Origin of the sequence: Streptomyces kebangsaanensis, from assembly GCF_001906585.1 — a bacterium.
Classification (GTDB): Bacteria; Actinomycetota; Actinomycetes; order Streptomycetales; family Streptomycetaceae; genus Streptomyces; species Streptomyces kebangsaanensis.
The window spans coordinates 48,190-72,134 of the sequence record NZ_JUJA01000111.1; the positions used below are offsets into that span (position 1 = coordinate 48,190).

Sequence of the window (23,945 nt, forward strand, 5' to 3'; positions counted from 1 at the left end):
GCCTGGTCGGTGACGGGGTCGGGTTCCGGCCGGGGCTCGGGTCCGGGCTGGGGCTCGGGCGCGGCGGGATGGTGGGAGGTGTTTTCCCCAGGGTCTTTCCTTGGATGACCGTCGGTGGGCCGAGGAGTCGGGACACCGACGGCCGGATTACGGCGACCCGGTGCGACCTGCGGCGACACGGGATTCGCCGAGGTGGGGGTGGGTGCGGGTACGGGTGCGGGTGCGGCGGCCACGGGCGTCTGCGCGAGGATCTTGGCGGCCTCGCCGGGGTTCAACGGCACGTTGGAGACGAGCTGTTGGGTCACCCAGAGGCCACCGGGCACCTGCACGCGCCGCTCGTGCACGAAGCCCTCTTCCTTGAACTGGCGCTTGGCGCGGGTGAAGGCGGTCGCGCCGATACGGGCGCGTTCGGCGGTGCGCGACAGGGACTCGCGCGCTCCCTGCGGGAGGGAGAGCTGCCAGGTCAGGAGACGGACGGCGTCCGAGGACAGACGAGGGTGCCGAATGATGTCGTGGGAGAACTGCGTGAAGGCGCGCGGGGGCGCGATACAGTGCCGGTAAATCACGGTGGAGTCCTGTTCCACTGGTGGTTCAGGCCCTCGCGGACGGCGGCTACCGTCCCGGGGGCCGTCTTCGTGTGCGCCCGGCTAGGCGCTCGGAAGACGTGCTGTCGAGGTGACCGTACCGCACGGAGCGTGTGCGTGTGGACGCGATGAGTGAAGAAAGCTTTCGCGTGCGGCGTTCACCCGTACGAGGCAAATTGCCCTGGTCGGAGCGTGGTTGACGCTCGCGCGTCCTACTGTGCAATCACAGCGGGTGATGGGCACGGGACCGAGGGGGCGAGGCGGATGGAGTCGGGTGCGGACTCGGGCGCGGGTGCGGCCGCGGAGGCGGACTCCAACGGGGGGTTCCTGCGCTGCTTCGGTCGCCAGGTGAAGCTCTTCCGGGAGATGGCCGGTCTGACCCAGGCGCAGTTGGGCAAGCGGGTCGGGTACGGCGAGGCGCAGATCGCGGCGGTGGAACAGGGGCGGCGGATCCCGAAGCCCGAGCTGATCGACGCGCTGGACCGGGAGACGGGGGCGCGGGGGGTGTTGATGGCCATGAAGAAGGAGGTGGCCAAGGCGCGGTATCCGTCGTTCTTCCGGCAGTACGCGGAGTTGGAGGCGGAGGCGGTCGAGCTGCACGCGTACTCGAACCACGCGGTCAAGGGGCTTGTGCAGACGGAGGAGTACGCGCGTGCGGTCTTCCGCATGTGGCGCCCTCTGCTGGACGAGGAGACGATCGAGCAGCGTGTGGCCGCCCGCATGGAACGGCAGAAGTTCTTCGCGCGGCGTCCGGCCCCACTGCTCAGCTGCGTGATCGACGAGCATGTGCTGCGTCGTCCGTTGGGTGGGGCACAAGTTCTTCGTGGCCAACTGGAGCAGCTTCTGATCTACGGACACCAGCGCAACGTGGAGATGCAGGTCATGCCGACAGGCCGTGAGGAACACGCCGGTTTGGCCGGGCCATTGACATTGATCCACGCGAGCGATGAGCGCAGGATGGCCTACGTGGAGGTACAGGGACTGAGTGCCCTGCACACCGAGCCCAAGAAGGTCAGCCCGCTGGAATCGACGTATGGCGTGCTCCGAGCCCAGGCGCTGAATCCCAGGGAGTCGCTGATCTTCATCGAGAAGTTGTTGGGAGAGCTATGAAGGCAAGCAGCCCCGAGCCTGCCGTCGGCGAACTGCACTGGTTCAAGAGCAGCTACAGCGCGGGCGACGGTGGAGACTGCGTCGAGGTCGCGGACGCTGGCACGGCCGTATTGGTTCGCGACTCCAAGCGGCCGGACGCGGCGGTTCTCAACGTTCCCGCTGGCCAGTGGACGGCGTTCGTGCGGATGGCCGTACGCGGTTGATGTGAGCGAGGGGCGGTAGGGAGCCGTGTCGCTCCCTACCGCCCCTCACTCATGTCCGTAGGCCGGTCACTCGCTCTTCTTCTGGCGACCGCGAGTCTTCTTCTCGGGACGCCAGTTGACGAGGTCGGACTCGGAGAGCTGGCGTTCCGTACGGCCCGTTTCGAGGGCGGCCTGGAACTCCTCGGCGGGGTTGCCCTCCCACTCCTCGTCGTACTCGCCGTACCACTGGTGGACCCAGGGCAGTACCTCGCGCAGACCGGCGAGGAGAGGCACGAAACGGGGGTCCTCCTTGGCCCAGCCGCCGTTCTCGACGCGGTCGCGGATCAGGCTGACGAGGGCGTCGGCCTGGTCGCGATGGTTCCAGCCGGCCCAGCCGAGTAGCAGGGAGCCGTCGGCCTCGGGGAAAGCGCCGGGGTAGGAGATGAACCGCTCCTTGGGCACGTCGAGCCTGCCACGGTGGGACCAGTAGGAGTGCTTGAGGAAGTCTGCGCTGGTGTACTTCGGCGGTACCTTGATGTCGAGCCGCTGTCCGGTCCGGTCCTCTTCACGCTGTTGCTCCCAGACCTGCTCCCACTGGGAGCGCTTGCGTAGACCGGAGTCTTTGTGGCGCAGGGCGGCGAGGTAGGGCACGTGCTCGGGCTCGATCACGGCGGCCAGGACGGTGGCCAGGGAGGCGTCACGCTTGCCGAGGTGGTCGGCGGCGTAGAGCGTGGCGATGGCCTGCACGTCCTTGTCGTGGCGCAGCTCGTCGGCGAGCTGGTTGATGGTGAGCGGACGTGGCACGGTGAACCCGTCCCGTTCCTCGAACCACAGCTCCTCGCGCTCGGCGGCGTCGAGTAGCCAGTTCCGAATCGCGGCGGCCTCGCGCTTCTCCCAGGTCTCGGTCGACCATCGGCGCTTGTACTCGGGCTGCTCGATCAGCCGGATGTCCTTGTTGGCCTCGATCAGATCGATTCGGGCTTGCACAACCTTGCGGTACGCCTCAGGCCATGCAGTGGGGATCTCGGTGACAGGAGTGGACCCATGCCGCTCGAACCAGACGGTTTCGGCACCACTGCGAGCGAGCACGATCTCGAACGCCCGCTGCCCGAGGGCGACTTCGGGAATGTTGGCATCGGCATCCAGAGGGATGGTGGTCCGGGCGACCTCGTCGGCGCTGAGTAGCCCGTAGGCCCCGTAGACGGTCCAGTCCAGTTCTTCCTGGAAGGCGACCATGCGGAGCCGAGTCTGTTCCTGAGCGCGTCGAGCGCCGTTCAGCGCCTCACGTGTAGGAGTATCCGCTCGGAACAGCGCGGACGGCTCGTGCGTCTCGAATTCCGCGGCGAGCGTGTCGAGTTTGCATGCCAATGAAGGGTGGAGGCCATTCGGGATGGGAAAGCTCTGCAGCTTTGTGACCGAAAACTCATAAAATCGCTCCCACTCGTCGTGCATGAAACCGCCGGTGCCTGACTGGCTTCCCTTGTCGTGGCAGACCTGCTTGAGCCAGAAACAACTGGTCGAGGAATTCAGCGCTCCCAGCAACTCCAGATGTTGATCCTCGTTCGCATCTTTGGGTAGTTTGATAACCGGCGCAGAGCGGTTGAAGACATTGCCGCCCCTGTCAAGGGTAAAGTGATTGTGAGTACCGAAAAACCCAAGGGCGATCGAGGTTGGCGTCTCGTACTTCTTGGGGAAGAACATCGAGTATTCGAACCATTGGAGTCCGCGTTCGAGTTGGGTCTTTCCGTATGCGACTCGTTCGCGAAGGATGACGCGGCTCGGCCAGAGGAAGCGTTCGATATTTTCGTTACTGCGCGCCTCGAGTGTGGTGCTGTCATACGGCCAAAGGCCCGCGATTGGCGCGTCGTAGCCGTAATCTCGAATGTTCTCTGACTCGAGGAGGGTGCGCTGAAATTGAGCTGCAATACCGTGCCTGCGAAGTGCGCCCGCNCGTGACCCGGTACGCGCTATCTTCACGTGTCACTGCGCCAGAGCCGATCTCGATACCTAGCCCGGAGAGCGGCGTCGTACCCTGCTCGATCTTCTCCTTCAGCGGTGCCGCCCCGCCGCCGCTGAGCGCCCAAGGATGGCGCGCAAACCGGCTTCGGTCGGCATCTTCAACGGAGATCCATTCCGACTCGCTTCCGGGGGAGCCGTGCTGTTTGGTGATCGCCTGCCAGACGAGACCATTGTGCGGGTCAGTTGGTTGGCCAGGCTCACCCCGAACGCTCAAGACTGCCCGCAGAGCATTTCCCTGTCGCGGCACCTGATTCCGCCCCGCCAAAATAACCGTAGGCGTCCCATGTCCCGGAATGTAGGCCCCCGACGTATCAATCACATGCGTAAGGTCAACCCGCGGAAAGAACTCCTCAATCAGCTTCTTCCCGAACTCCCTCTTCATGAACGAGTTCGCCGTGATCTGCCCCGTGAACCCCCCGTCCCGCCGACTACCCCCCGCCCGAATCGCCAGCTCAAAAATCCTTTGCGCGAACGGCACCGACAACGCGTACTGCCGATAACACGCGTCGTACGCGGCCTTGTAGTTCTTGTTCTCGTTCGCGTCCTTGACGGTGATGTACGGCGGATTCCCCACCACCACGTGGTACGAGTCCCGCCCGAGCAGATCTACCTCCCGGGCGTACCCCTCCACATCCTCCGTCCGGTAGTAGAACGGCTCGTTCTCCGCGAACAGCGTGTCCAGCGACTCGGTCACCGTCTCCGCACCGCGCCCGTGCAGCAGGGAGTCCCCGACCGCCACCCGGATCGGCAACTCGGGCGCCGCCCCCAACTCCCGTACTCCACAAGCCTTCAGCGCCGCCACCAGCAACCGGAACCGCGCGATGGCCACAGCGAACGGGTTCTTGTCGGCGCCGTGCACGGACTCCAGCGCCCGCCGCACCAGCACCCACGCCTCGGTGCCCGGCTCGGCCTCCCGCCACTTGTCCAGCAGCCGCTGGAACAGCCCCAGCAGGAAGTGACCGGACCCGCACGCGGGGTCGATGCAGCGCAGTCCGCGGACGACCTCCGCCCCCTCCGGACCGTCCGCGAACACCTCGCCGTCCCACCCCGCCGGCCGGTGCTTCCACGCGGGCGTGAGGCCGAACTCCTCCACCGCCGGTTCCAGGGTCAGGTCGAGGATGAACTCCTCCACGAACACCGGCGTCTGGAGCAGCGCGTACGTCTTGCGGGCGTGCTCGGACAGGTCCTGGTACAGGTCGCCGAGGAAACGCGTGTCCAGCTCGGGGTCGGTGAAGTCGTGGACGACCTCGCCGTCCGCGCCCCGCCGCCGCCAGAACGCGAGCAGCGCGGTCGCGGCCTCGTAGGACGGCAGGACCTCGAAGAGCGGGTTGTGGGCGGGGTCGAACAGCCCCGCCACGGTCCGGTGGGACTCGGCCAGCGCGTCGAAGGAGGCCAGCAGCCAGTCCCGGTCGTTCAGGGAGGGGTTCTGCCGGAAGAAGTCGTCGTGGCGGTCCTGCGCCTCGGCGAGCCGGTCGCCGGGGCCGGAGAGCCACGGGTCCGGGATGAGCCCGTTGTCCTCGCTGAACCGTACGAACACGCAGGCCAGCACCCACGCGGCGGCGATCTGGACGACCCGCTCGTCCCGCCAGGTCTCGTACATGGCCGCCGTACGCTCCGCGGCGACGGCCTTGTCGTACTCGGCGCGCAGGGCGTCGCGGAACCGGGGCTCGCTCTCGGTGCGCTCGCGCAGGTCGTCCTCCAGGAGCCGGGCCTGCGCCTGGAGGTCCTTGAGCAGCCGCGTGCGATCCAGCGAGGCCCCCGCCCCCTGTGCCCCCTCAGCCGTCACCGTCACAGCCGCACCTCTCATCCTGCTCGCCGGCCCCGCGATCGTCACGGATGCACCGATTCCCCAGCGAACCCCCCAAGGCCCGCCGCCCCATCCTGCCAGCCCGGCCGCACCGGGCTCGGGGAGATCGGTGCGCGGTGAACTCTTCACTCGGCGCGACTCGGCATTTATGCTGGTCAGACGGTTGCGCCCACATCACCCGTCCCGGTGGTGCGGTGTGACCGCAGGAGGACGGCAGCCCTGGGGAGGGCCGCGGGGCGGACGGCGGGTCGTCGTCCACGCGGATCAGCGACATGTGGGGGTGTGGTGGGCAACGGTGGGAACGGCCGGGTCGGCAGGACGCCTGTGAAGACCGGTAACAAGCGGAGCAAGGCCGCGGAGCGGCTCTCCTTGGAGCAGGAGGAACTACAGCGCCTGCGCGCACAACGCGCCCGCGACGCCGAACGGCGGCGCAACGGACTGGACGCCGCTCCGGTCAGGGCCGAGAAACCGTCGAGCCCGTCCGCGCCCGGGTACGGGAAACCGCCCGGGCAGCGCACGAAGAAGGCCTCGGCCGCCGCTCCGGTCAAAGCCGGGAAGCCGTCGAGCCCGTCCGCGCCCGGCACCGGGAAATCGTTCAGGACGGGTCGGAAGAAGAAGGCCCGGGACGCCAGCTACAAGGAGTTCCCCGGCTCCCGCCCCGCCCCCGTCGCGGACCGGGGTGCCGATCCCCTGAGCGGGCTTCCCAAGATCGCGCCCGCCTACATGCGGCTGACCCCCGAGGAGGCACAGCGGGAGCGGCAGAAGCGGCTGACCGGGGGGAACAAGGCGGAGGAACGGAGACTGGCGAAACTGGCGAGGAAGATACAGGCCGCCAGGAAATCCGAGGCCGGCCGCTGAGTGGGGGCGAGCGGAACGAGAGCGCAGGACACCAGGCCCGCACCAGGCCCGGTTCCGCCCGGCAGCAGGCGAGCGGGTGGACCACCGTTCGGAAGTCCATCGGCTCGCCTGGGGCGCGCTACACGTTCGGAATGTTCAGTTCACGGACATAGATGTCCCAGTAGGGCGGTGTGACGCCGGGCAGAGGACCCTTCCTGCCGACTTTCCGCCACCCCAGATGCTGGTAGAAAAGCTGTGTGGAGACGGCGGTCGGCTGCACCGAGAGGACCGCGCGCTGCTCTGTGCGGTCTCGCAGGAGTTCCCCCATCAGACGCCTTCCTACGCCATGACCACGCCATTCGGTGAGGACTCCCAGGCTTATGACGGCGAAGGTCCGCCCTTCCCGTTCCCGGACCAGGTCGACGGGAAGCGGGTGGGTGAAGTCGAGCCACCATCCATGGTCAACGGCGAGCGGGTGGCCGTAAACGTACCCGACGAGTCGATTCCGTTGTCTGGCTATGGTCGACCTGAAGCCCGGAAGCACCATCAGGCTCTTGAGTTCTTCTTCGTGCTGGGGTGACATCTCCGGCACCCAGGCGAACGGCTCGACCGAGAAGACACTGTCGTGCAAGGCGCAGATCTGACGGAACCAGTCGGCGGCCACATCGCGTCCGCCCCCCTCGAAAACGACCTCGCTCGGCTCAACCACGGTCATCTCCGTCGATCGCGTCCGGGAGGCCTTCGGCCTGCCTCCGAAGCTCATCGGAAAGCGCGTCCCCGAGCTCCTCGTAGATCGCCGCGGCCTGTGTCCAGAGGTCGCGGGCGGCGGTGAGCGCGCGACGCCCCGCGGACACATCACCCAGACGCCTGAGTGTCAACGCCTCACTTCGCCGGTCCGTGAAATCACGGAAAGTCCCCAGGGCTCGCCCCAGGTGATGCTCCGCCTCCTGGAAATCACCCAGCTCGCCGAGACTCTCGGCGAGGGGAAGCGCCCCCCAGGCCTCACTCCACCTGTCGTCGATCGAACGGAAGATGTCGATGGCGCGACGGCAGAGCGCGGAGGCTTCCGCATGGTCGCCGCGGGAGCGGGCGCACTCCGCGAGACTGAGCAGGCTCATTCCCTCACCCCGCCTGATGCCGTGCTCCCGGAACACGGTCAGCGCGGCCTCGAAGTGCTCCTGGGCGCCGGGGTCGTGCTGCTCCAGGGCCACCAGCCCCAGACCCCGCAGAAAGGAGGTCAGGGCCTGCTCGGGTCCCAGTGTGTTGCCGCTGTTGTATCCGCGCATGTCGATGTACAGATCACCGTCGGTGAAGCGCCGGCGGACCCGGTGCGCCCAGCGCAGTGCGAGCGCGGTCTTTCCCACCCCAGGGCCTCCGGTGATCGCCGTCACGACAGCCGGTGCGCCCTCGCGTTCGTCGGCGGGCCGCGGGTGCAGAGCGTCCAGCGTGGTCAGCTCGTGCGCGCGGTTGACGAACCCCGGTACTTCGTAGGGAAGCTGGCGGGGCGGAGGCAAGGAGCGACCGGAACGGTGCACGTGTACACCGCCGTGCACGGTTCCGGCTTGGACCACCACGTCGCTGTCGCCGCCGGAGAACTCGTTCGAGACGGATGTCGGCTCGTCGGCCATGTGTCTGGTCCAGGTCTCCGTGACTCGTGTGTTCGTTCAGCCCGAAACGCGCAGCTGATCCCGATGGGCGCGAGCGAACTCCCGGTAGGGGACGGCGGACGCCTGGGCCGCGTCGCGCCAGTGGTTCGCCTCGACGATCCGTCGGGGGTCGTCGATGATCTCGGCGGACGAGAAACTTCCGTCCTCCTCGTAGTACATCGCCACCAACTGCGTGGAGTCGAAGAGCCAGTAGTCGTAGTGCGGCAGCTCCGGCGGCCACTCCTGCCGGGAGACCGGGAGGATCCGCACGTCCTCCCCCGCCTCGACCGTGTGCTCGTACGCCCACGCGCATTCGAAGCGGACGTAGTCGGACATCGGCAGCTCGACCACGTGCACTCGGCTCACGATCTTCCCCGCGGCCACCGCCTTGGCGACGGTGCCGTCGATCCACTCCGCGATGCCGGGAAACTCACCCCTCGACTCGCCCGAGAGGAAGCGCGCGAACTCGTCCTGCTCATAGGACACGTCATATCGCTGGAGGGATTCCAGACGGTAGGCCGTGAACTTGAATTCGGTGAACAGGCGGTTGAATTCCTCATCCGCCAAGGAAGAGAACCTGCGTCCCACCTACCGCCCCTCACTGTGCTGACTGTGGTACCGCTCCATGGCGCCGGCCACGACGTCCGCGGAAATGCGGACGGCGCCCTCTCCCGGGAGGACGTTCTCCAGTTCCGCGAAGGTCGCGCTGTCCACGACGTGTCCCTGCACGACCAGCTCGCCGTTCTCGCCCAGGTAGACCGTGGGGCAGCCGTTTCCGCCCGAGCCCTGGTCCTTGTACAGTTTGATGAGTTTCATCCTCGCCGCCTTCTGGATGACAATCTCGGTTCGCGTGAGAGTAGAGTTGATGAATGTGGCGCGTCAAGATTATTTCAGCCGAATGGCAACGCCGGGAAATTTTGGCTTGTTCCGTTTCCTTCCGGGCTGAAGATCCAATGATCTAAACGGTCCCGATGTGTTCCCGGGAATCCGGATGTGAGTTTTGGTGAGGCAGTTTCCGGCATCGAGTTTTGTGGCGGAAAGCAGGCCCGGCGCGTGATGTCCGGGCCAGAGGTCACTCAATCGGTCCGCTCTCCGGCCGTGGCGTCCGGCGCGGGTGGGGTACCGAAGGTCACGGGACCGTGCAGGTCCCGGGCCTGGAGGAGGTTTCCCTGGGAACCGCCGCTGACGGTGTTGCGCACGTTTCCGGTCCCTGTGGGCACCGGACCCGCCTCATCCAGCCATGTCGCGAGGGAGCGGGCGAAGTCGGGGTCGTGAGCTGCCCGCCGCTGCAACACGCCGGCAAGCGCCTGCGCCCGGCCCGTGTCCTGAGGACTCTCCTCCAGGTCCTCCAACTCCCTCAGTCCCCAAGCCGGTTCCTCGGGCAGCGCCTGATCGGCACGCCGGAACGGCTGACGCACCAGCCTGCCGAGCGCCGCCCACGCCTGCGTGCCGGCGGCACCTCCGGCGCCGCTCACGAGTGCCACGAGAAGCGCCGCCGAAATCGGATCCACCCGACCCCCACCCCCTGCCGATTACGGACCGTACGGGATGTATAGCAGCTCACGCGTCCCCGGTCCCGAGCTCTTGTGGAAGCTTTCGATCCGAGCCGGGCGCATCCTGAAGCAGGCAGGGTTTGCCGCTATTCGTCGCTCCGCTTGTTCGCTCGCTCCATGGCCTGCTCCAGACGGGCTCGGAGCACGTCGGCGGTCACTGCCTGCAGCCCACCGCGGGTGAGCTTGTACACCCACGGGCCGGGGATGCCGGCGAGCGGGACGATGTGGTCGTACAGCTCACGGAAGTGGGCGATGCGCTGACGAGTGGGGGTGTTGTTGTCGGTGAACACCAGATAGCGGGCCGAGTGCTGGAGGATGGCCCGGAGTTCGAGCAGGTTGCTCAGAATGGCCTTGTCGGCTCCCACGCAGATCCGGCCGTCCGCGCTGGCGTCGGCGATCCACTGCTGGCCCAGCACGGCTTCGGCGGGCGTGACGCCGTAGAGATCGCCGATGGTCAGGACGTTCGGGCACAGTTCTCGAACCGCCTGCGCGAAGCTCTTCGCGTTTGTGCTGCGGTCCAGGAACAGGCGCAGTCCCCCCGCTTCGGTCATGCCGCCTCGCGATCGATCCGTTCCTGGACCTCGGTGACCTGGTCCACCGGCAAGTCGTAGTCCTCGGCGACGTCTGCCACTGATTCTCCTGCGCGCAGATCGTTGGCCACGACGTACAGGGGTGTCCCCGTGGCCGTGAAGAACGGCCGCCCGAAGTTCACGCCCGGCAGTACGGACAGCTCGGCGACCTCGTACCCGGGAAGGTCGATCTTGCGGGCGTAGCCGTCGCCGGGGCCGTCACCGGGCTCGTCGTACTCGATCCGGGTGAGGAACCGGTCGATGACCTCGCGGAACACGTACTGCCCGTTCTTGAGGACGATCAGCTTGCGTGTCTCCCGCTTGTCCTCGCCGCCGAGATCGTCGCCGATCTCGTACAGGAGGTCCGCCCCTGCCACGTACAACCGGCGGGAGGCCAGCGCGTGCTCGACCCCGATACGCTCGCGGACCAGCTCGAGCGCCGGCCGGATCTTCTGCAAAGGCACGTCCGCGCGACGCAGCGCCGACAGGAACATGCCTTCGGCCAGGCCGATGAACGGAATGGACGGATGCGGCGAGTGGGGCGAGCCGAGGTAGGTGATGAGGGGCGTGCCGACCACCTGAGGACGGTTCGGGTAGGTGTTGCGGTAGCCCCGCGCCCAATTCCGGAAAGTGGACGGGGCCATGTCCAGGTAGCCTGCGGCTTCCGCCTGGGTGTACAGCGGCACGGTGAAGCGGACGTCGTCCGTCTGGTCAGCCACCTCCACCACCTCCGCCCCCCAGTCTTCCAGCCGCAGACGCAGGACGATATACGGTCCCGACGGCGGCGGCAGACGATATCCACCATCGGGTGACAACCCGCAGGCGGCACGCACCAGGGGGCGTACGGAGGCCGAGCAGCGGCCGCAGCCGGACTCCACGGACTGTCTTGCTGCAACATGAGTGAGGGGGGAGGCGGTTCAGTTCTGCAGATGCGCCGGGACGATCTCCCGGACCAGCCGCCACATCCCGCTCGACGGGTTCGCCTTGTGGCCTCCTCACCCGGCTTCGCCCGTCGCTCCGTCAAGGCCTGGAAGCTGACGAGCCCGTCCGTGCCCGGGACCGGGAAATCGTTCAGGACGGGCCGGAAGAAGAAGGCCCGGGACGCCAACTACAAGGAGTTCCCCGGCTCCCGCCCCGCCCCCGTCGCGGACCGGGGTGCCGATCCCCTGAGCGGGCTTCCCAAGATCGCGCCCGCCTACATGCGGCTGACCCCCGAGGAGGCACAGCGGGAGCGGCAGAAGCGGCTGACCGGGGGGAACAAGGCGGAGGAACGGAGACTGGCGAAACTGGCGAGGAAGATACAGGCCGCCAGGAAATCCGAGGCCGGCCGCTGAGTGGGGGCGAGCGGAACGAGAGCGCAGGACACCAGGCCCGCACCAGGCCCGGTTCCGCCCGACAGCAGGCGAGCGGGTGAACCACTGTTCGGAACCACGGGACGCGTTGCACCGTCTCCTGCTCGCCGAACCGCACGCGGCCGGCCTGATGCCCTGCTCGGCGACCATCGAGAGCCGCACTCCCGTCCGTGGCGCGCAGGGCCTTTCCGTCTCCCCGGTCCAGCTGCCAGGCACGCGCCGGTGGACGCGTACTGATCGACGGCGCGGAAGGCAAGGTCGGCTGCGCGGGCGTACCCCCACAGGACCGGATTTCGCATGGCACGTCCAGGTGAGCTTGACCTAACCTGAACTTGGGTAGCTCTTCGTGATCGGGTCGGTGCTACCAGCGAATGCTCGCCCAAAGATTTGGAGCACTCGCCTGCGGCGGTGCCCAACCGCCCACTACGATCAGGAAGCACCATTCTGGCAGCTCGGGGATCGGGGGGACTGCGGTGGTTCATGAGGGGAGACCCTTATGGCGTAAGAGCAGCGCCTGTGGCAACGAGACGGAGTGCGTGGAGGTAGCGGTGCATGCGAGGCGTGTCCTTGCGCGTGACTCGAAGCAACCTGCCACGGCCGTGCTGCACTTCACCGCCGTCGCCTGGACAGGTTTTCTCCGTGCCGTGTCACGCGGGGAGCTGAAGGACTCATGATTTTCTTACGGGCCGTCGACAAGAGGTGTGAGGCTGTTATGGACATCGAAAGGTCCGCAGCGCAGCGTCCGGAGCGCGGGGGCCGGTCACGTCCCGTCGGCGTTGGTGCAGCCGCCGTCTTCTTGCTCGTCGTCGGCGCGGTGGCCACGACCACGGCCGCTGCCGCCTCCCTGCTGGTGGAGAGCACCCTGGCCAAGCGGATTCTGTGGGTGGCCGTGCTCCTGGCTGTCTCGGTGAGTGCAGGCCTGTGGGGTGGCGGTCATTCCGTCACGGCGTCCCCACCGAGTTCTGATCGTCTTCCGTACGTCCCGCGGGCGGGTTCACCTCGCTAGAGCCCCTGGAGTCCTTCTCGCGCAGTCGCCATGTCCTCCCTGCCCACCAGGCGAGTCCGGTCACCAGGGTGCCGGCCATCATGCTGCCCATCACCTTGAGGACGACTGTCCGCGAGAAGTCGAGATGCCAGACGATGGCTTTGAACGCGATGAACAGCGCGCTCACTATGAACAGCAAGGCGAGCACGGTGAAGGCGCCGACGACTGCCATGTCGTCGGACCCGCGGTGCTCGAGAGGGTCGTCTCCGTTCGCGGTGTCCTCCGTCCGGATGAAGTCCTGATCGGTCTCTTCTTCGAGCTCCTCATCGGTGGAGCCTGTACGGCCGCTTCCTCTCCCGGAAGTGAGCGTCAGCTCGCGCAGTCGCCGCCACGCTGACCTCGCCACGTCGATCCTCCCCCTGCTTCCGTCCCTGGCAGTCGGTGCCGCGGCCCGGCCCGGCTAGTCCGTGTCGAGGTCCTGCTTGATGCGGCCGATGAGACCGAGCGACTCCGAACTGTCCAGCGCCAGGCGCGAAATGTCTTCCAGGCAATTCTGGTAGCGCCTCAGCAGCTCCGGATCCTCGCCTCCGGTCATGCTGCCGGTGGCGTATTCCAGGTACAGCAGGTCCTCGTCGTCGGCGAAGCCGAGCAGGACGAAGCTGCCGAGGGTGCTGTAGTGGGCGCCGGCCTCGAAGGGCAGCACACGAATCGTCACATCGGGCCGGGCACCGAAGTCCAGCAGTTGCTGGAGCTGCTCCGCCATCACCGCGTTCCCACCGATCCGGCGCCGGACGGCGGCCTCGTCGAGGATGAACAGGGCCTCGAAGTCACCTTCGCCCCCGAACATACGCTCCTGGCGCTTCATCCTGAGGTCGACCACGCGCTTGAGCCGATCGGGCTCAAGACCGCGGGGGGTGAGGAGCGCCTCCGCGTACCCGCGGGTCTGCAAGTGGCCGGGCACCACGATGGGGTGGTACGTGGACAGGCTGACGGCCGCGGTTTCGTAGCCCAGATACTGCGCGAACTGCGGGTTGACGACGTCGTGAAAGCTCGACCACCAGCTGGATCCCTTGCTCCCGCGGGCTGCGGCCTCCAGTTCCTCGACCACCGCGGGCTCGGTGATCCCGTAGACCTGCATGAGGGCGCGCAGGTCGCTGACGGAGATGCTCACCGTGCCGGTTTCCACCCGGATCAGTTTGGACTGGGACCACTCCACGCGTTCCGCTGCCTCGCGCTGCGTGAGATCGGCTTCCTCGCGAGCCCGGCGCAGCGCGATGCGCAGCTTCCGCCGGTTGAGACTGGGGTCAACAGAGGGTGTCATCGCCGCTCCTTCCGTCGTGTGCGTGTACCCGGGACGTCTTCTGCCATGCACCAAAAGCCTACGTCAATGAGAACGGTTCATTATGAAGGTGGCTTATAGCCACTAGCTGAATGGTATGTGCACGGCCGGAGGGGGAGGGCGGTGCGCCTACGGCCGGCGTAGGTCACGGGCGGAGGGTGGAGAAGTGCTCAGACACGGGCAGGGCCCCCACGGCCGTGGGGGCCCTGCCCGTGTCGGGTCGCTCTCTCGTCTCCGTCCGGGCTGGTCTCAGTCGACCCGCCGCTTGGGGTTCGTCCATGCCTCCCCCCGCATCCTGCACGCTCCCACGAAGCTGACCAGGTAGTAGAAGCGAGGCAGGCGCCCGCCGTTCTCTCGCAGCTCGTTGCGGTGGTTCATCGTCTCCTCAAGGCGCCACTTCTCCTCTTTGGGGAGGAAGACGCTGATGAGACGCAGGCGGGCACCCACCCGCCTGTCCTTGCGGTCGGCCACGGAGCACCTTTGGCGCGCTCCCCCTGAGAGGCCCAGCTTCCACAGGAGCATGACCCGCCTCCCCACCCGGCTCAGGAAGGCGTCCAGCGGTTTGGGCAGCAGTCGGATCACTTGCGCTGTTGTCTTCCTTCCGTGCCTCGTCAGCAGCAGAGTCAGGAGCAGGAGCAGGGCCGCCGTGACGGACAGGACGGCGGTGGCGAGAGCAGTGACCATCGAATGCGCAGTCCGATCAGAAGTCCGTGACGGGGGTGGGTGCTTCACCGGACTTCACCGGCTTGCTCTTGTAGGCGCGGGCCAGGGCCAGCCGGGCCCGCTCCGCGCCGTCCGTGGTGAACTTGTAGTAACGGCGTCGCGGCCGGGGAGGGTTGCTCGCGGCGTGCTCGTCGGCGTCCTCCCAGTAGCTCTCCAGTATCCCTGCTCGTTCGAGCCTGGCCAGGATGGGCTGGATGGTTCCGCTCTGCAGTTCCACCGCCTGGCCGATGGCCAGCCCGTAATGGGCTCGCGTCGGGTTCTGGAGCAGCTCCTTGAGGACCAGCTGGGTCTGCTTGGTCATTCGGAATCCACTCATATCCTTAACTCTACCTAAGTCGTCTACTAGTTATGCCGCATTCGGGGCGTCTGCCGGATGTCGAAGCCGATGAAGTTAGCTCTACCTAGGTTGTATATGACCTAGGTAGAGTTGTAGGGTCCGGTGGAGACACGAAGGAGAGGACCGTGACAGACATGGCTGCGGAGAAGCAGGGCGGGAGCGGCGACGACGGAGTCGGGAAGGAGCCGCTGGCCTGGGACTTCCGGCTCGACCGCTCGGGACTGGTCGTCAAGGCGGGACGGCACCTGCAACTCCGGATCTCTCTGGCGCTGCTGCTGTGGCTGATCGCGGCGGTGAGCGGCTGGAGCGCCTTCCGCTGGGGACAGCCGCCCCTGCCATAGTGGCGACCACCATGCCCTTCTGTTGCCCTTCTGTGCGGTATCCGCGAGGCGCCCGCTCACCAGCGGAGGCCTCGTGGATACCGTTCGGCGAAGGCTCGGCCTGCTGTGCCGTCGCCACTCGTACCGGAGACGGGCATGCCGCAGAACTACGGCAGACAGGCGTGCTGCCGACCGTCATTGCTCCGGGAGTCCGGCGGCGGTCCACGGCGCGGACACTCGCCGCGTCGAGCGCGACTCCCTGAGCACCCTCACGAACAACCCGTCCAGCACCTTCCGCTCGGCGGCCCGGTCCACCACCTCCACGGTCCGGCCGTCCACGTCCGGCAGTGGACCCCGCCTGGCTACCGGACGCGTGCGCACCCGCGGTGACCGCACACGCCGTTTCGGTGCCACTCCACCGGCACACAGGTCGCTGCCTGTATCCCTCGCTCGTGCTCACGAACGTAGGTGAATCCGCGGGGCAGTTCATGGGGCCCGGCCGGACCGGCTCTCTTGTGGTCTTCTCGGTAGGCGGCTATCGCCTCCGCGCTCGCTTCCTTGCCGAGGTGACCGATGCGCATCAGGTGTCCCGCCACCCGATGGGCGCTCGTGCCGTACCCGGCGCCCGCGTCGTCGTTCCGCAGGTCCTCACGATCCGCCACCCGGAGCGTGGGGGCGTAGCAGAGCAGCGGAACCGGCGTCTCCCCGCGTCGTGCGGGACAGTGCAGCACGGCCGCCCGGTTGATGCTGCCCTGCTCCCAGGTGAGGACCCTGCGCGACAGGAGCCGCTCGATCGCCCCGTGGATCTTCTTTCTCGCCGGCCGTTCCGACTGCGCTCGCTCGACGGTGTTCCGGACCAGCGCCTCCTTCGGGAGCAGCGCCCGGCCCCTCTCGTCGAGGTATCCCAGCTCACGCGGCGCGATCAGCACGAGTTCCTCCACCCGGTCCACGCGTGCGTCGAACGCCGCGAGCTCACGGGTCATGATCCTCGGGTCGTAGGCGTAGCGGACCACGGTGCCGCCGAAGACGACGGGCTTGTCCAGCGGGGTGTAGGCCAGGCGGAGCTTCCTCCACGTGTCCCACCGCACCGACACGCGGGTCCCGGGAAGGACGAAGGGCTGCCACGTCAGCCCCGCCAGGAACGGCTCGTCGCCGTCCACCCGGAGCCTGACGCCCTTCTGCTCGTCCAGTACCCCGATGCGGCGACGCCCCCGTAGGAACGTGAGATCCAGGGGCTCCTGAGGGGCGGCTCGGGCGGCCATCTCGGCCGGCACGGGGCAGGTGCCGTGCAGGAGGTGCTCGGCCCGCACGTAGAACTTCCACTCGACCGTGAGGCCGGTGTTGACCACCGAATGGGGGAGACCGCCGTCGAGTTCCTCGACGACCCCCTGCTCGACCTCGGCATGGCGGCGGTGGGCCTGGCCCAGGACGGCGTGGGGCTCCTGTCCCACGAACGCCTCGAAGCCCTGCTCTGCGGCTACGAGAAGAAACGCCCTCTGGCAGTGGCGGACCGGGCGGCCCTCCCCCTGGAGATCGAGCACGCGGCGCTCATCATCGGCTTCCACCGCTACTACCGCCACAACGTGCGGTTCCCGAACCCCGAGCGAGCGACGTACCACCTCGACATGGTGACGTTCGCGGGGTCCGTCCCGGACCGTGTGCGAGGACTTGTGCGCTGAGCAGCGACCGCGGCCGAACCGCGTTTCGTGCGAGTGAATCGTCGGTAACGGGACTTGGCAAGCCGAACCGAGCGATCAGGCGGGTGAACCGGCCGTGCGGACGCTCTTGAGGAACAGCCCGTCCAGCACCTCCCACTCGGTGGTCCGGTCCACCACCTCCACCGTGCGGCCGTCCAGGGTCGGTGTGGCGCGCGGGTCCTCCGCGGGCAGCAGGAGCCACAGGCCGTGCGGGGTGTCGGCGGGGCGGCGGGCCGACTGCTGGAGGGCGGCCAGCAGTTCGCGGCCGCCCGCCTCCCAGTAGCGGGCGATCAGGCCGGCCTCGTGGGCGAGGAGGACGGACCGGGGGCCGGTGCGCTCCGCCGTCTCGACGGCCCGCTGCCGCACCCGCTCCGCCGCCAGCCGCGTGTACGAGGCGAGAGCCGCGCCCAGCGTGCCGGTCGCCGTGTACTTGGCGTCCGCCTTCAGCAGGGCCTGCCAGCGCACCGACTGCTCCTCGGCCAGCTCCCGCAGACAGTCCAGGAACAGGGCGTTCAGCGACATCGCGACCGTGTCGTACCGGTCCGCCAGCGCGTCGGCGACGCCCGGCAGGTCGGCACCCTTGAGGGTGAGCGCGAGGAAGCCGCCGCGGCGGCGGGCCCCGGTGAGCCGGGCGGACAGCACCTCCCGGGGGTCCCGGCCCTCGGCGATGCGGCCCTGGGCGGCGGCGTAGAGCGAGCTCGTGCTGGTGAGGACGGAGGACGACAGGCCGAGGCGGCTGCCGGCGCCCTCCTCGGCCCTGGGGTGGAAGCGACGCCGGTCGGGGTTCCAGGCGAGCGGGAAGCCCGCCTCGGTCAGCGCCTCGGACAGTTCGACGTACGTCGTCTCGTCCAGCACCGCGAGGCCGGGGAACCGCGCCCGGACCCGGGACAGCAGGTCGTCGGCCGTGATGCCGCTCTCCGGGCGGACCCCCGCCGGGGCCTGGGAGATGCGCAGGGCGCGGGACAGGCTCAGGTCCAGCGGGAACAGTTCCAGGCGCGGGGAGAACGCGACCCCGCCCGCCATCGACGCGGCCAGCTCCACCAGCCGGGTGTCGGCCAGCGGCGCCATGCCTTCGGGAGCGGGCACGGCACGGAGCTCCCGCAGCACCGTGGCGCGGCCCGGCAGCGGGTCGCGCCGGGCCAGGTCGACGGCGGCCTCGCCCAGCGCCGCCGCGTAGTCGGAGAGTTCGGCGGGCGTCGGGTCGTCGGCACCCGGCTGGTCCTCCAGCGCGATGACGACCCGGCCGCCGCGCCGCTGCACCGCCAGCCGTGCCGGCGCCTCGACCGGCTCCCCGGACCCGGCGTCGGGCCGGTCGTCGTCCCGCTTGCGGATCTCCGCCTCGACCGCGGCCCGCACCACGGCCAGTGACTTCGCCAGGCTCTCGGCGGGCGTGCCGGCACCCGCGCCGTGCCGGGCGCGCAGCTCCGCCGCCAGTTCCTCGGCCGTGGAGACGCGATCGCGCTCGGTGAGTATGGACACCACCTCGTCGCGCACCCGGCCGAGCCACGGCAGCCGCGCCCAGCCGTCGACCGCCACCTGCTGGTTCTGCGACACCGTCGGCCGGCTGATGCCCAGCGCCTTCGCGATCAGGCTCTGCGCCGGCCACGGCTCCAGCGCCTCACCGGCCTCCAGCACGCCCGGGAGCTGCAGCGTCGCGCGGACCACGTCGGAGCGTGGCCTCGTACGGCGCTTGCCCGCAGGCGGCGCGAGCCGGGCCGCCAGCGTGTCGACCGACTCCAGCGCCTCCTCGGGCGCGTCCGGCTCCAGCGCGACCGGCTTCTTCGGGGCGGGCCGGCGGCGCAGCGTCTGCGTCCACTGGCGGTGGCGGCGGTTCAGCTCCTTGCGGATCGCGTTGCCCGCACCCCGGGCACGGGAGATGTGGTGCGGCGGAATGTCCAGGAGCTGCTCGACCGTGTGCGCCTTCAGGCCCTCGGCGACCGACACGGCGCGCGGCGACAGACCGGCCGCCGCCAGCGGCGTCGTCAGACCCGCGGCGGCGGCGGCCTGCTCGCGGGCGTCCTCCAGGTCGTCCGCGCTGATGCCGACGGTCGCCGGGGTGGTCGCCGGACGGGCGGCGTCCGCGGTCCGGAAGACCTGCCGCCACGCCTCCTGCATCTGCCGCAGCGTGTCGAAGCGCTGCTCCACGTCCCGGTGCAGCGCCCGCTCGAAGAAGCCCTTCAGACCCTCGCTGAGCGCCTGCGGGAACAGCTCGGCCGCCACGTGCAGCGCGGCGTCGGTGACCATGCGCGGATCACCCTGCCCGTCGCCCCACACCGGCCGCTCCCCGGACGCCATCTCGTGCAGGGTGACCGCGGCGGCGTACCACTCGGCGTGGTCGTCGTAACGGGAGCGCCCCGCGCCGCCGAGGAACGGGTCGAGATAACCGCGCGTGCCCGCGTGCACGTCCTGGTCCGGGGCGTCGGCCAGGGAGAAGTCGAACAGCATCAGCTGCCAGGAGCCGTCACTGCGCTTGAACAGACCGAGGTTGTCCGGCTTGATGTCCCGGTGGCGCACTCCGCGGGCCGCCAGTGCGTCCAGAGCGTCGAACAGGTCGTTGCCGAACCGCTCCAACTGGTCGTAACCCAGCGGCCCCTGGTCGCGCAGCCGGGATCCGAGACTCACCGGTTCCCGGTCGCCCTGCCCGCGGTAGCCGCCCGCGTACTCGATCTCCAGGACCGTGTGCCCCGCCAGCTCGCGCGGTTCGGCGAGCAGCTTCACGATCCGGCCGCCGCCGACCTCCTTGAGCGCCTTGGCCTCCGCGTACAGGCGGGCGTCCTTCTCCCGGTCCAGGGCCACCTTGAAGACGCGCAGGGCCTCTTCCTCGCCGTCCGCCGCCGTACGCCGGACCAGCAGGGCCCGGGCCGTCGCCCCGGTGCCGAGCGCGCGCACCACCGTCCAGTCGGCGTCCAGCTGCTTGCCCGGCTGCACGGTCAGGGGGTCGGCGGACGGGCCGGCGGAGGACTGCGGGGCCGCCGCGTCGGCCTCGGCCGCGGCCAGCAGTTCCAGGAACTCGTCGACCGACGCGAGGCGGTCGCGCACGTCGGCTGTCGTGGCCCGGAACACGAGGGTGTCGAGAGCCGCCGAGACGGAGTCGGTGACGGCGTAGGGATGCAGGCCGCCGTCGCTCCGCAGTCGCTCCAGCAGCGAACTGCGGCGGTCCGCCGGCGGCCGGCCCGTCAGCAGCAGATAGGTGAGGGAGCCCAGGCCGAACACGTCCAGATCGACCGGGTCGGCGAACTCCTGGTCCGTCTCGGGCGCCAGGTACACCTGCGCCGTGTCGGCGATCAGTCCACCGTCCAGCGGCGTGTCGCCCAGCGAGCGGTGCAGGGTGGTCTCGAAGTCACGGGCCGCGGTCTGCCAGTCGGCGATGCGCAGCACCGGCTCGCTGCCGTCCTCGCGTGCCGACACGTAGACGGAACGGGCGGCCAGCGCACGGTGGTACAGGGAGCGGTTGTGCGCGTAGCGGGCCGCCTCGGCGAGCTGTCGCACCAGGTCCAGTCGCAGCGGCGGGGTGAGCTGCCCGCCGTACGCGTCGAGGTAGGCGTCGAGCCGGAGGTCGGACTCGCGGTGCCGGAAGAGGATCGCCGGGCCGCCCTGGTGCTCACGGATCTGCACCGCCTGCACGATGCCGCGGTGGTTGATGCCCTGGAGCACCTGGTACTCACGGCGGGCCGCGCGGTCCACCTTCGCACGCTGCTCGTCGGAGGCGGCCTGCCCGGCCAGGTATATGCGGACGCGTCCGCTCTCCTGCACGAGGCCGTCGTCCCGCACCGCCAGCCGGTCCTCCCAGCCGGGACCGGCGTCGAGGGCCCGCGGATGCAGCTTCCAGTCGTCGCCGAAGCGCAGGTGAGCGGTGGAGTGGCTGATGCCGATCCTCTGCATCAGCTGTTCCAGGCGCTGGCTGACGACCGGGGTGACGCGCCAGCTCTCCCGCTCCGGCGGCCGGCCGAGCAGGCCGTCCCAGATCCTCGGCAGGCCGCTCGTCCCCTCGTTGCGCCCGTAGACGGCGGTGCGCTGGAAGTCGTCCAGCCCGCTCACCAGCCCCGGGTCGTGGAGGAAGACCGCGGGCTTGATGAAGGGGACCTGCCGGGGGTCCATCCCCAGCGAGCGGGCGGCCCGCTCCAACTGCCCCTTCAGCTCCTTCGCCTTCAGATCCGTCAGGTGCAGCGGGTTGCGCAGGGTGCGGACCCGGTCGTCACCGTGGAACTGCCAGGTGTCACCGTGGTTGACCACCCGGCCGGGATGTCCCTTCAGTTCCAGGAGGTAGAGGCCGCCGGGAACCGCGATCAACAGGTCGCACTCGTTGATCCGGCCGGAGGCGCCGGTGAACTGGAACGTCGCCCACGCCCGGTACGGCTCGGTCCTCGGCATCAGGTTCCGCAGGTGGTCCAGCCCCTCCTGCTCCCACCGGAACCCGGACCGCCGCGGCTGGAACCACCGCTCACGCGGAGCGGGAGCTGCCGGCTTGGGAGCAGCGGACACCTGGCACCTCCGGACACGGACGGCGAGAAACAGAAGGAGACGACCGAGCCGGTGGCACGGTCTCTGCCAAGGGCAGTCCGGAAATCCTAGTCGGCCCCTCCGACAACGGGCCCGGCCGCGGAAGTCGCGGCGGACGGCGTCCAGGCCGATGGTGACCTGGGGGTGACGGAGTCGCGGCTGTGGCGGTTTTCGTCGATCAGGTCGTTGAGCCCGGGCCGTACCGTCAGCCTGGTCGTGCGGTCACTGCGGGCCGTACTTGCGGCCCGTCTTCGAGGTGACGCCGCCCAGCAGGCCGTGGGGCGCCACCTTCGCCAGGCCCGTCAGCGCCTTGTAGCGGGGGTCCGGGACGGACAGGGTCTTGCCGCGGTCGAGGTCCGCCAGCGCCGCCGCGACCAGCTTGTCCGCGTCCAGCCACATCCAGTTCGGGATGTTGTCCGTGCCCATGCCGGCCCGCTGGTGGAACTCGGTGCGGACGAAGCCGGGGCACAGCGCCATCAGCCGTACGCCGCTGCCGGCCAGGTCGCGCGCCACGCCCTGGGTGAACTGCACGACCCACGCCTTCGACGCCCCGTAGGTGCCGCGCGGCACGAAGGCGGCCACCGAGGCCACGTTCACCACCCCGCCCCGGCCGCGCTCGCGCATCGCCCCGGTCGCCGCCGACGTCAGCCGCAGCACCGCCTCGATGTGCACCTTGATCATTCTGAGCTCGTCGCTCATCGGTACGTCGAGATAGCGGCCCTTGTTGCCGAAGCCCGCGTTGTTGATCAGCAGGTCCACGGGGTTGGTGCGGTTGCGCAGCCGGGCGGCGACCGCGTCGATGCCGTCGTCCGTCGCCAGGTCGGCCGTCAGCACCTCCGCCTCGATGCCGTGCCGGTCGTGCAGCTCGGTCGCCTGTTCCGTCAGGCGCTTGGTGTCACGCGCCACCAGGACGAGATTGTGGCCGTCGGCCGCCAGCCGCCGCGCGAACGCGGCGCCGATGCCCGCGGTCGATCCCGTAATCAGAGCCGTTGTCATGCCGAAAGATTAGTCGTCCGGAGCGTCCGGCTCCGATTTCCGCACAGGTCCTTCCGATCGGTGGGGGGCAGGTGAGGGAACGGGCGGTGACGCGCGGTCAGTCCGCGTACGCGTGCGCGTACTTCCGTGCCGCCGCCAGCGACTCCGGATGCAGCGCCGTACCCGCCGCGAGCAGCCGGGGCAGCAGCGGGCGCTCGGTCGTCATGGCCCGGAACTGCAGGGCCACGGTCACGTCGTGGTCCGGGCGGTGCACGACCTCGACGGGGTCGCCCGCCCGGATCTCGCCCGGCTCCAGCACCCGCAGGTACGCGCCCGGCGCACCCTTGCGCGTGAACCGCTTCACCCAGCCCTTCTCACCCAGATGGCCCTGGAAGGTACGGCAGGGGATCCGCCCGGACGTGACCTCCAGGAGCACCGACGGGCCGAGCGGCGAGCCGATGCGCCAGCGCTCGCCGATCCGCGCGCCGGACACGTCCAGGCCCAGCGTGGTGAGGTTCTCGCCGAACGCGCCGTTGGCCAGCGTCCGGCCCAGTTCGCGCTCCCAGTCGTCGAGGTCCTCGCGCGCCATCGCGTACACCGCCTGGTCGTCGCCGCCGTGGTGCCGCGTGTCGCACACCGCGTCCCCGGCCAGCCCGCTCGCGCCGACACCCTTCGCTCCGGGCGCCGCCACCCGCACCGGTCCGTCCACCGGCCGCTTGTCGATGCCGGTCACGCCCTCGGGCTGGTCGGTGTACGGCACGGCCCGCGGACGGCCCAGATTCACTGACAGAAGCTTCATGGGGGCACGGTAGGGGGCGGTTGTGAAAGTGTCGACGCGTTATTCCGCGGGCCGCCAAAGACTCGCTTATGCTCGATGGTGTGATCGAGGCTCGTCATCTCCGTGTGCTGCGCGCCGTGGCCACCACCGGCTCCTTCTCGGCGGCGGGGCGCGAACTGGGCTGCACCCAGCCCGCCGTCAGCCAGCAGATGAAGGCCCTGGAGGCGTCCGTCGGCACCCCGCTGCTGGTCCGCGCCGGCCGTGAGATGCGTCTGACCCAGGCCGGCGAGGCGCTCGTCCGGCACGCGGGCACCATCCTCGCCGGGCTCACCGCGGCCGAGGAGGAGATCGCCGCGATCGCCGGGCTGCGGGCCGGACGCGTACGGCTCGTCTCCTTCCCCAGCGGCAGCTCCACCCTCGTACCGGCCGCGCTCGCCGCGCTGCGCGCCGCGCACCCCGGCACACGCGTGTCCCTGGAGGAGGCCGAGCCGCCGCGGTCGGTCGAACTGCTGCGCGCGGGCGACTGCGACATGGCGCTCGCCTTCCGCTACGAGGGTGCGACGGGCGCCGAGGAGTGGGAGGACCTGGTCGTACGGCCGCTGCTGACCGACCGGCTCGTGGGACTGGTGCCC

At 69.2% G+C, this 23,945-nt stretch carries 25 protein-coding genes and 2 pseudogenes; 8 read left to right on the top strand and 19 right to left on the bottom strand.

Going from position 1 to position 23,945, the window contains the following annotated elements; all coding sequences use genetic code 11:
- Positions 1-566: pseudogene (locus tag RH94_RS41420) on the bottom strand (hypothetical protein); the annotation flags it as partial.
- A 282-nt stretch (positions 567-848) separates the two neighbouring features.
- Here RH94_RS41420 and RH94_RS16435 point away from each other — a divergent pair.
- Positions 849-1,694, top strand: a complete 846-nt coding sequence (locus RH94_RS16435; protein WP_073948335.1) for a helix-turn-helix domain-containing protein — start codon at positions 849-851, stop codon at positions 1,692-1,694.
- Positions 1,691-1,897 (top strand): DUF397 domain-containing protein, encoded by a 207-nt coding sequence (locus RH94_RS16440; protein WP_073948336.1) that lies wholly within the window; start codon positions 1,691-1,693, stop codon positions 1,895-1,897. The genes RH94_RS16435 and RH94_RS16440 overlap by 4 nt, the downstream gene beginning before the upstream one ends.
- Before the next feature lie 66 nt (positions 1,898-1,963).
- Here the strand turns inward: RH94_RS16440 and pglX (RH94_RS43555) are convergent.
- The coding region (gene pglX / locus RH94_RS43555; RefSeq protein WP_234425813.1) for a BREX-2 system adenine-specific DNA-methyltransferase PglX at positions 1,964-3,826 on the bottom strand (1,863 nt) is incomplete at its 5' end.
- 1 nt (position 3,827) lies between these two features.
- Positions 3,828-5,702 (bottom strand): annotated as a pseudogene (gene pglX, locus RH94_RS43560) (BREX-2 system adenine-specific DNA-methyltransferase PglX); the annotation flags it as partial.
- Positions 5,703-6,026: 324 nt separating this feature from the next.
- Here pglX (RH94_RS43560) and RH94_RS16450 point away from each other — a divergent pair.
- Entirely contained in the window at positions 6,027-6,560 is a 534-nt protein-coding gene (locus RH94_RS16450; protein ID WP_073948337.1) for a hypothetical protein, read from the top strand.
- Positions 6,561-6,678: 118 nt separating this feature from the next.
- Here the strand turns inward: RH94_RS16450 and RH94_RS16455 are convergent, their stop codons facing one another.
- The 7 genes from RH94_RS16455 to RH94_RS16485 all read right to left on the bottom strand — a co-directional run bounded on the left by RH94_RS16455 (position 6,679) and on the right by RH94_RS16485 (position 11,026).
- A complete protein-coding gene (locus tag RH94_RS16455; RefSeq protein WP_158073057.1) occupies positions 6,679-7,254 on the bottom strand; it encodes a GNAT family N-acetyltransferase in 576 nt (191 codons plus the stop codon).
- Positions 7,241-7,930, bottom strand: coding sequence for a tetratricopeptide repeat protein (locus RH94_RS39675; RefSeq protein WP_158073058.1), 690 nt, complete (start codon positions 7,928-7,930; stop codon positions 7,241-7,243). The genes RH94_RS16455 and RH94_RS39675 overlap by 14 nt, the downstream gene beginning before the upstream one ends.
- A gap of 273 nt (positions 7,931-8,203) precedes the next feature.
- On the bottom strand, positions 8,204-8,752 hold the full coding sequence (locus tag RH94_RS16465; RefSeq protein WP_199880981.1) for a DUF6879 family protein: 549 nt from the start codon (positions 8,750-8,752) through the stop codon (positions 8,204-8,206).
- Positions 8,753-8,773: 21 nt separating this feature from the next.
- Entirely contained in the window at positions 8,774-9,001 is a 228-nt protein-coding gene (locus RH94_RS16470; protein WP_073948341.1) for a hypothetical protein, read from the bottom strand.
- Between the two features lie 260 nt (positions 9,002-9,261).
- Positions 9,262-9,660 carry a hypothetical protein gene (locus RH94_RS16475; protein ID WP_234425814.1) on the bottom strand — a complete coding sequence of 133 codons (399 nt, stop codon included), beginning with the start codon at positions 9,658-9,660 and terminating at the stop codon, positions 9,262-9,264.
- Positions 9,661-9,824: 164 nt separating this feature from the next.
- Positions 9,825-10,289, bottom strand: coding sequence for a hypothetical protein (locus RH94_RS16480; RefSeq protein WP_073948343.1), 465 nt, complete (start codon positions 10,287-10,289; stop codon positions 9,825-9,827).
- Positions 10,286-11,026, bottom strand: coding sequence for a DUF433 domain-containing protein (locus RH94_RS16485; RefSeq protein WP_143204026.1), 741 nt, complete (start codon positions 11,024-11,026; stop codon positions 10,286-10,288). The genes RH94_RS16480 and RH94_RS16485 overlap by 4 nt, the downstream gene beginning before the upstream one ends.
- A gap of 267 nt (positions 11,027-11,293) precedes the next feature.
- Here RH94_RS16485 and RH94_RS16490 point away from each other — a divergent pair, with 267 nt between their 5' ends.
- Positions 11,294-11,641: a hypothetical protein gene (locus RH94_RS16490; RefSeq protein WP_073948345.1), complete on the top strand. Its 348-nt coding sequence runs from the start codon at positions 11,294-11,296 to the stop codon at positions 11,639-11,641.
- 389 nt (positions 11,642-12,030) lie between these two features.
- Positions 12,031-12,333 carry a DUF397 domain-containing protein gene (locus RH94_RS16495; protein WP_079189067.1) on the top strand — a complete coding sequence of 101 codons (303 nt, stop codon included), beginning with the start codon at positions 12,031-12,033 and terminating at the stop codon, positions 12,331-12,333.
- A gap of 267 nt (positions 12,334-12,600) precedes the next feature.
- On the opposite strand, the gene RH94_RS38820 is transcribed toward RH94_RS16495, so the two are convergent.
- The 4 genes from RH94_RS38820 to RH94_RS16520 form a co-directional block, all read right to left on the bottom strand.
- Positions 12,601-13,050 carry a hypothetical protein gene (locus RH94_RS38820; protein ID WP_079189068.1) on the bottom strand — a complete coding sequence of 150 codons (450 nt, stop codon included), beginning with the start codon at positions 13,048-13,050 and terminating at the stop codon, positions 12,601-12,603.
- A 54-nt stretch (positions 13,051-13,104) separates the two neighbouring features.
- A complete protein-coding gene (locus RH94_RS16510) occupies positions 13,105-13,965 on the bottom strand; it encodes a helix-turn-helix domain-containing protein (RefSeq protein ID WP_073948347.1) in 861 nt (286 codons plus the stop codon).
- A gap of 267 nt (positions 13,966-14,232) precedes the next feature.
- Positions 14,233-14,667: a hypothetical protein gene (locus RH94_RS16515; RefSeq protein WP_073948348.1), complete on the bottom strand. Its 435-nt coding sequence runs from the start codon at positions 14,665-14,667 to the stop codon at positions 14,233-14,235.
- A gap of 16 nt (positions 14,668-14,683) precedes the next feature.
- Complete coding sequence (locus RH94_RS16520; RefSeq protein WP_234425816.1) at positions 14,684-15,022, bottom strand: PadR family transcriptional regulator; 339 nt, start codon at positions 15,020-15,022, stop codon at positions 14,684-14,686.
- Positions 15,023-15,168: 146 nt separating this feature from the next.
- On the opposite strand from RH94_RS16520, the gene RH94_RS16525 reads away from it, so the two are divergent.
- A complete protein-coding gene (locus tag RH94_RS16525; RefSeq protein WP_143204027.1) occupies positions 15,169-15,384 on the top strand; it encodes a hypothetical protein in 216 nt (71 codons plus the stop codon).
- A 174-nt stretch (positions 15,385-15,558) separates the two neighbouring features.
- Here the strand turns inward: RH94_RS16525 and RH94_RS40755 are convergent, their stop codons facing one another.
- Both RH94_RS40755 and RH94_RS16535 read right to left on the bottom strand, forming a co-directional pair.
- A complete protein-coding gene (locus RH94_RS40755) occupies positions 15,559-15,702 on the bottom strand; it encodes a hypothetical protein (protein ID WP_158073059.1) in 144 nt (47 codons plus the stop codon).
- A 23-nt stretch (positions 15,703-15,725) separates the two neighbouring features.
- On the bottom strand, positions 15,726-16,712 hold the full coding sequence (locus tag RH94_RS16535; RefSeq protein WP_073948352.1) for a hypothetical protein: 987 nt from the start codon (positions 16,710-16,712) through the stop codon (positions 15,726-15,728).
- A gap of 3 nt (positions 16,713-16,715) precedes the next feature.
- On the opposite strand from RH94_RS16535, the gene RH94_RS16540 reads away from it, so the two are divergent.
- Positions 16,716-17,042: a protein kinase family protein gene (locus tag RH94_RS16540; protein WP_073948353.1), complete on the top strand. Its 327-nt coding sequence runs from the start codon at positions 16,716-16,718 to the stop codon at positions 17,040-17,042.
- Between the two features lie 75 nt (positions 17,043-17,117).
- On the opposite strand, the gene pglW is transcribed toward RH94_RS16540, so the two are convergent.
- From pglW to RH94_RS16555, 3 genes are all read right to left on the bottom strand, one after another.
- Positions 17,118-21,542, bottom strand: a complete 4,425-nt coding sequence (gene pglW / locus RH94_RS16545) for a BREX system serine/threonine kinase PglW (protein ID WP_073948354.1) — start codon at positions 21,540-21,542, stop codon at positions 17,118-17,120.
- Between the two features lie 240 nt (positions 21,543-21,782).
- On the bottom strand, positions 21,783-22,556 hold the full coding sequence (locus tag RH94_RS16550; protein ID WP_073948355.1) for an SDR family NAD(P)-dependent oxidoreductase: 774 nt from the start codon (positions 22,554-22,556) through the stop codon (positions 21,783-21,785).
- 97 nt (positions 22,557-22,653) lie between these two features.
- Positions 22,654-23,334 (bottom strand): MOSC domain-containing protein, encoded by a 681-nt coding sequence (locus tag RH94_RS16555; protein ID WP_073948356.1) that lies wholly within the window; start codon positions 23,332-23,334, stop codon positions 22,654-22,656.
- 80 nt (positions 23,335-23,414) lie between these two features.
- Between RH94_RS16555 and RH94_RS43565 the strand changes: the two genes are divergently transcribed.
- Positions 23,415-23,945: LysR family transcriptional regulator (locus RH94_RS43565; RefSeq protein WP_234425817.1), on the top strand; the 531-nt coding region annotated here is incomplete at its 3' end.

Excerpts from the sequence above, each read along its gene's own strand:
- RH94_RS16435 (WP_073948335.1), top strand. The coding sequence starts at position 849 with ATGGAGTCGGGTGCGGACTCGGGCGCGGGTGCGGCCGCGGAGGCGGAC.
- RH94_RS16440 (WP_073948336.1), top strand. The coding sequence starts at position 1,691 with ATGAAGGCAAGCAGCCCCGAGCCTGCCGTCGGCGAACTGCACTGGTTC.
- RH94_RS16455 (WP_158073057.1), bottom strand. The coding sequence starts at position 7,254 with ATGACCGTGGTTGAGCCGAGCGAGGTCGTTTTCGAGGGGGGCGGACGC.
- RH94_RS16470 (WP_073948341.1), bottom strand. The coding sequence starts at position 9,001 with ATGAAACTCATCAAACTGTACAAGGACCAGGGCTCGGGCGGAAACGGC.
- RH94_RS16480 (WP_073948343.1), bottom strand. The coding sequence starts at position 10,289 with ATGACCGAAGCGGGGGGACTGCGCCTGTTCCTGGACCGCAGCACAAAC.
- RH94_RS16495 (WP_079189067.1), top strand. The coding sequence starts at position 12,031 with ATGCTCGCCCAAAGATTTGGAGCACTCGCCTGCGGCGGTGCCCAACCG.
- RH94_RS16510 (WP_073948347.1), bottom strand. The coding sequence starts at position 13,965 with ATGACACCCTCTGTTGACCCCAGTCTCAACCGGCGGAAGCTGCGCATC.
- RH94_RS16515 (WP_073948348.1), bottom strand. The coding sequence starts at position 14,667 with ATGGTCACTGCTCTCGCCACCGCCGTCCTGTCCGTCACGGCGGCCCTG.
- RH94_RS16520 (WP_234425816.1), bottom strand. The coding sequence starts at position 15,022 with ATGAGTGGATTCCGAATGACCAAGCAGACCCAGCTGGTCCTCAAGGAG.
- RH94_RS16540 (WP_073948353.1), top strand. The coding sequence starts at position 16,716 with ATGGGGGAGACCGCCGTCGAGTTCCTCGACGACCCCCTGCTCGACCTC.
- RH94_RS16550 (WP_073948355.1), bottom strand. The coding sequence starts at position 22,556 with ATGACAACGGCTCTGATTACGGGATCGACCGCGGGCATCGGCGCCGCG.
- RH94_RS16555 (WP_073948356.1), bottom strand. The coding sequence starts at position 23,334 with ATGAAGCTTCTGTCAGTGAATCTGGGCCGTCCGCGGGCCGTGCCGTAC.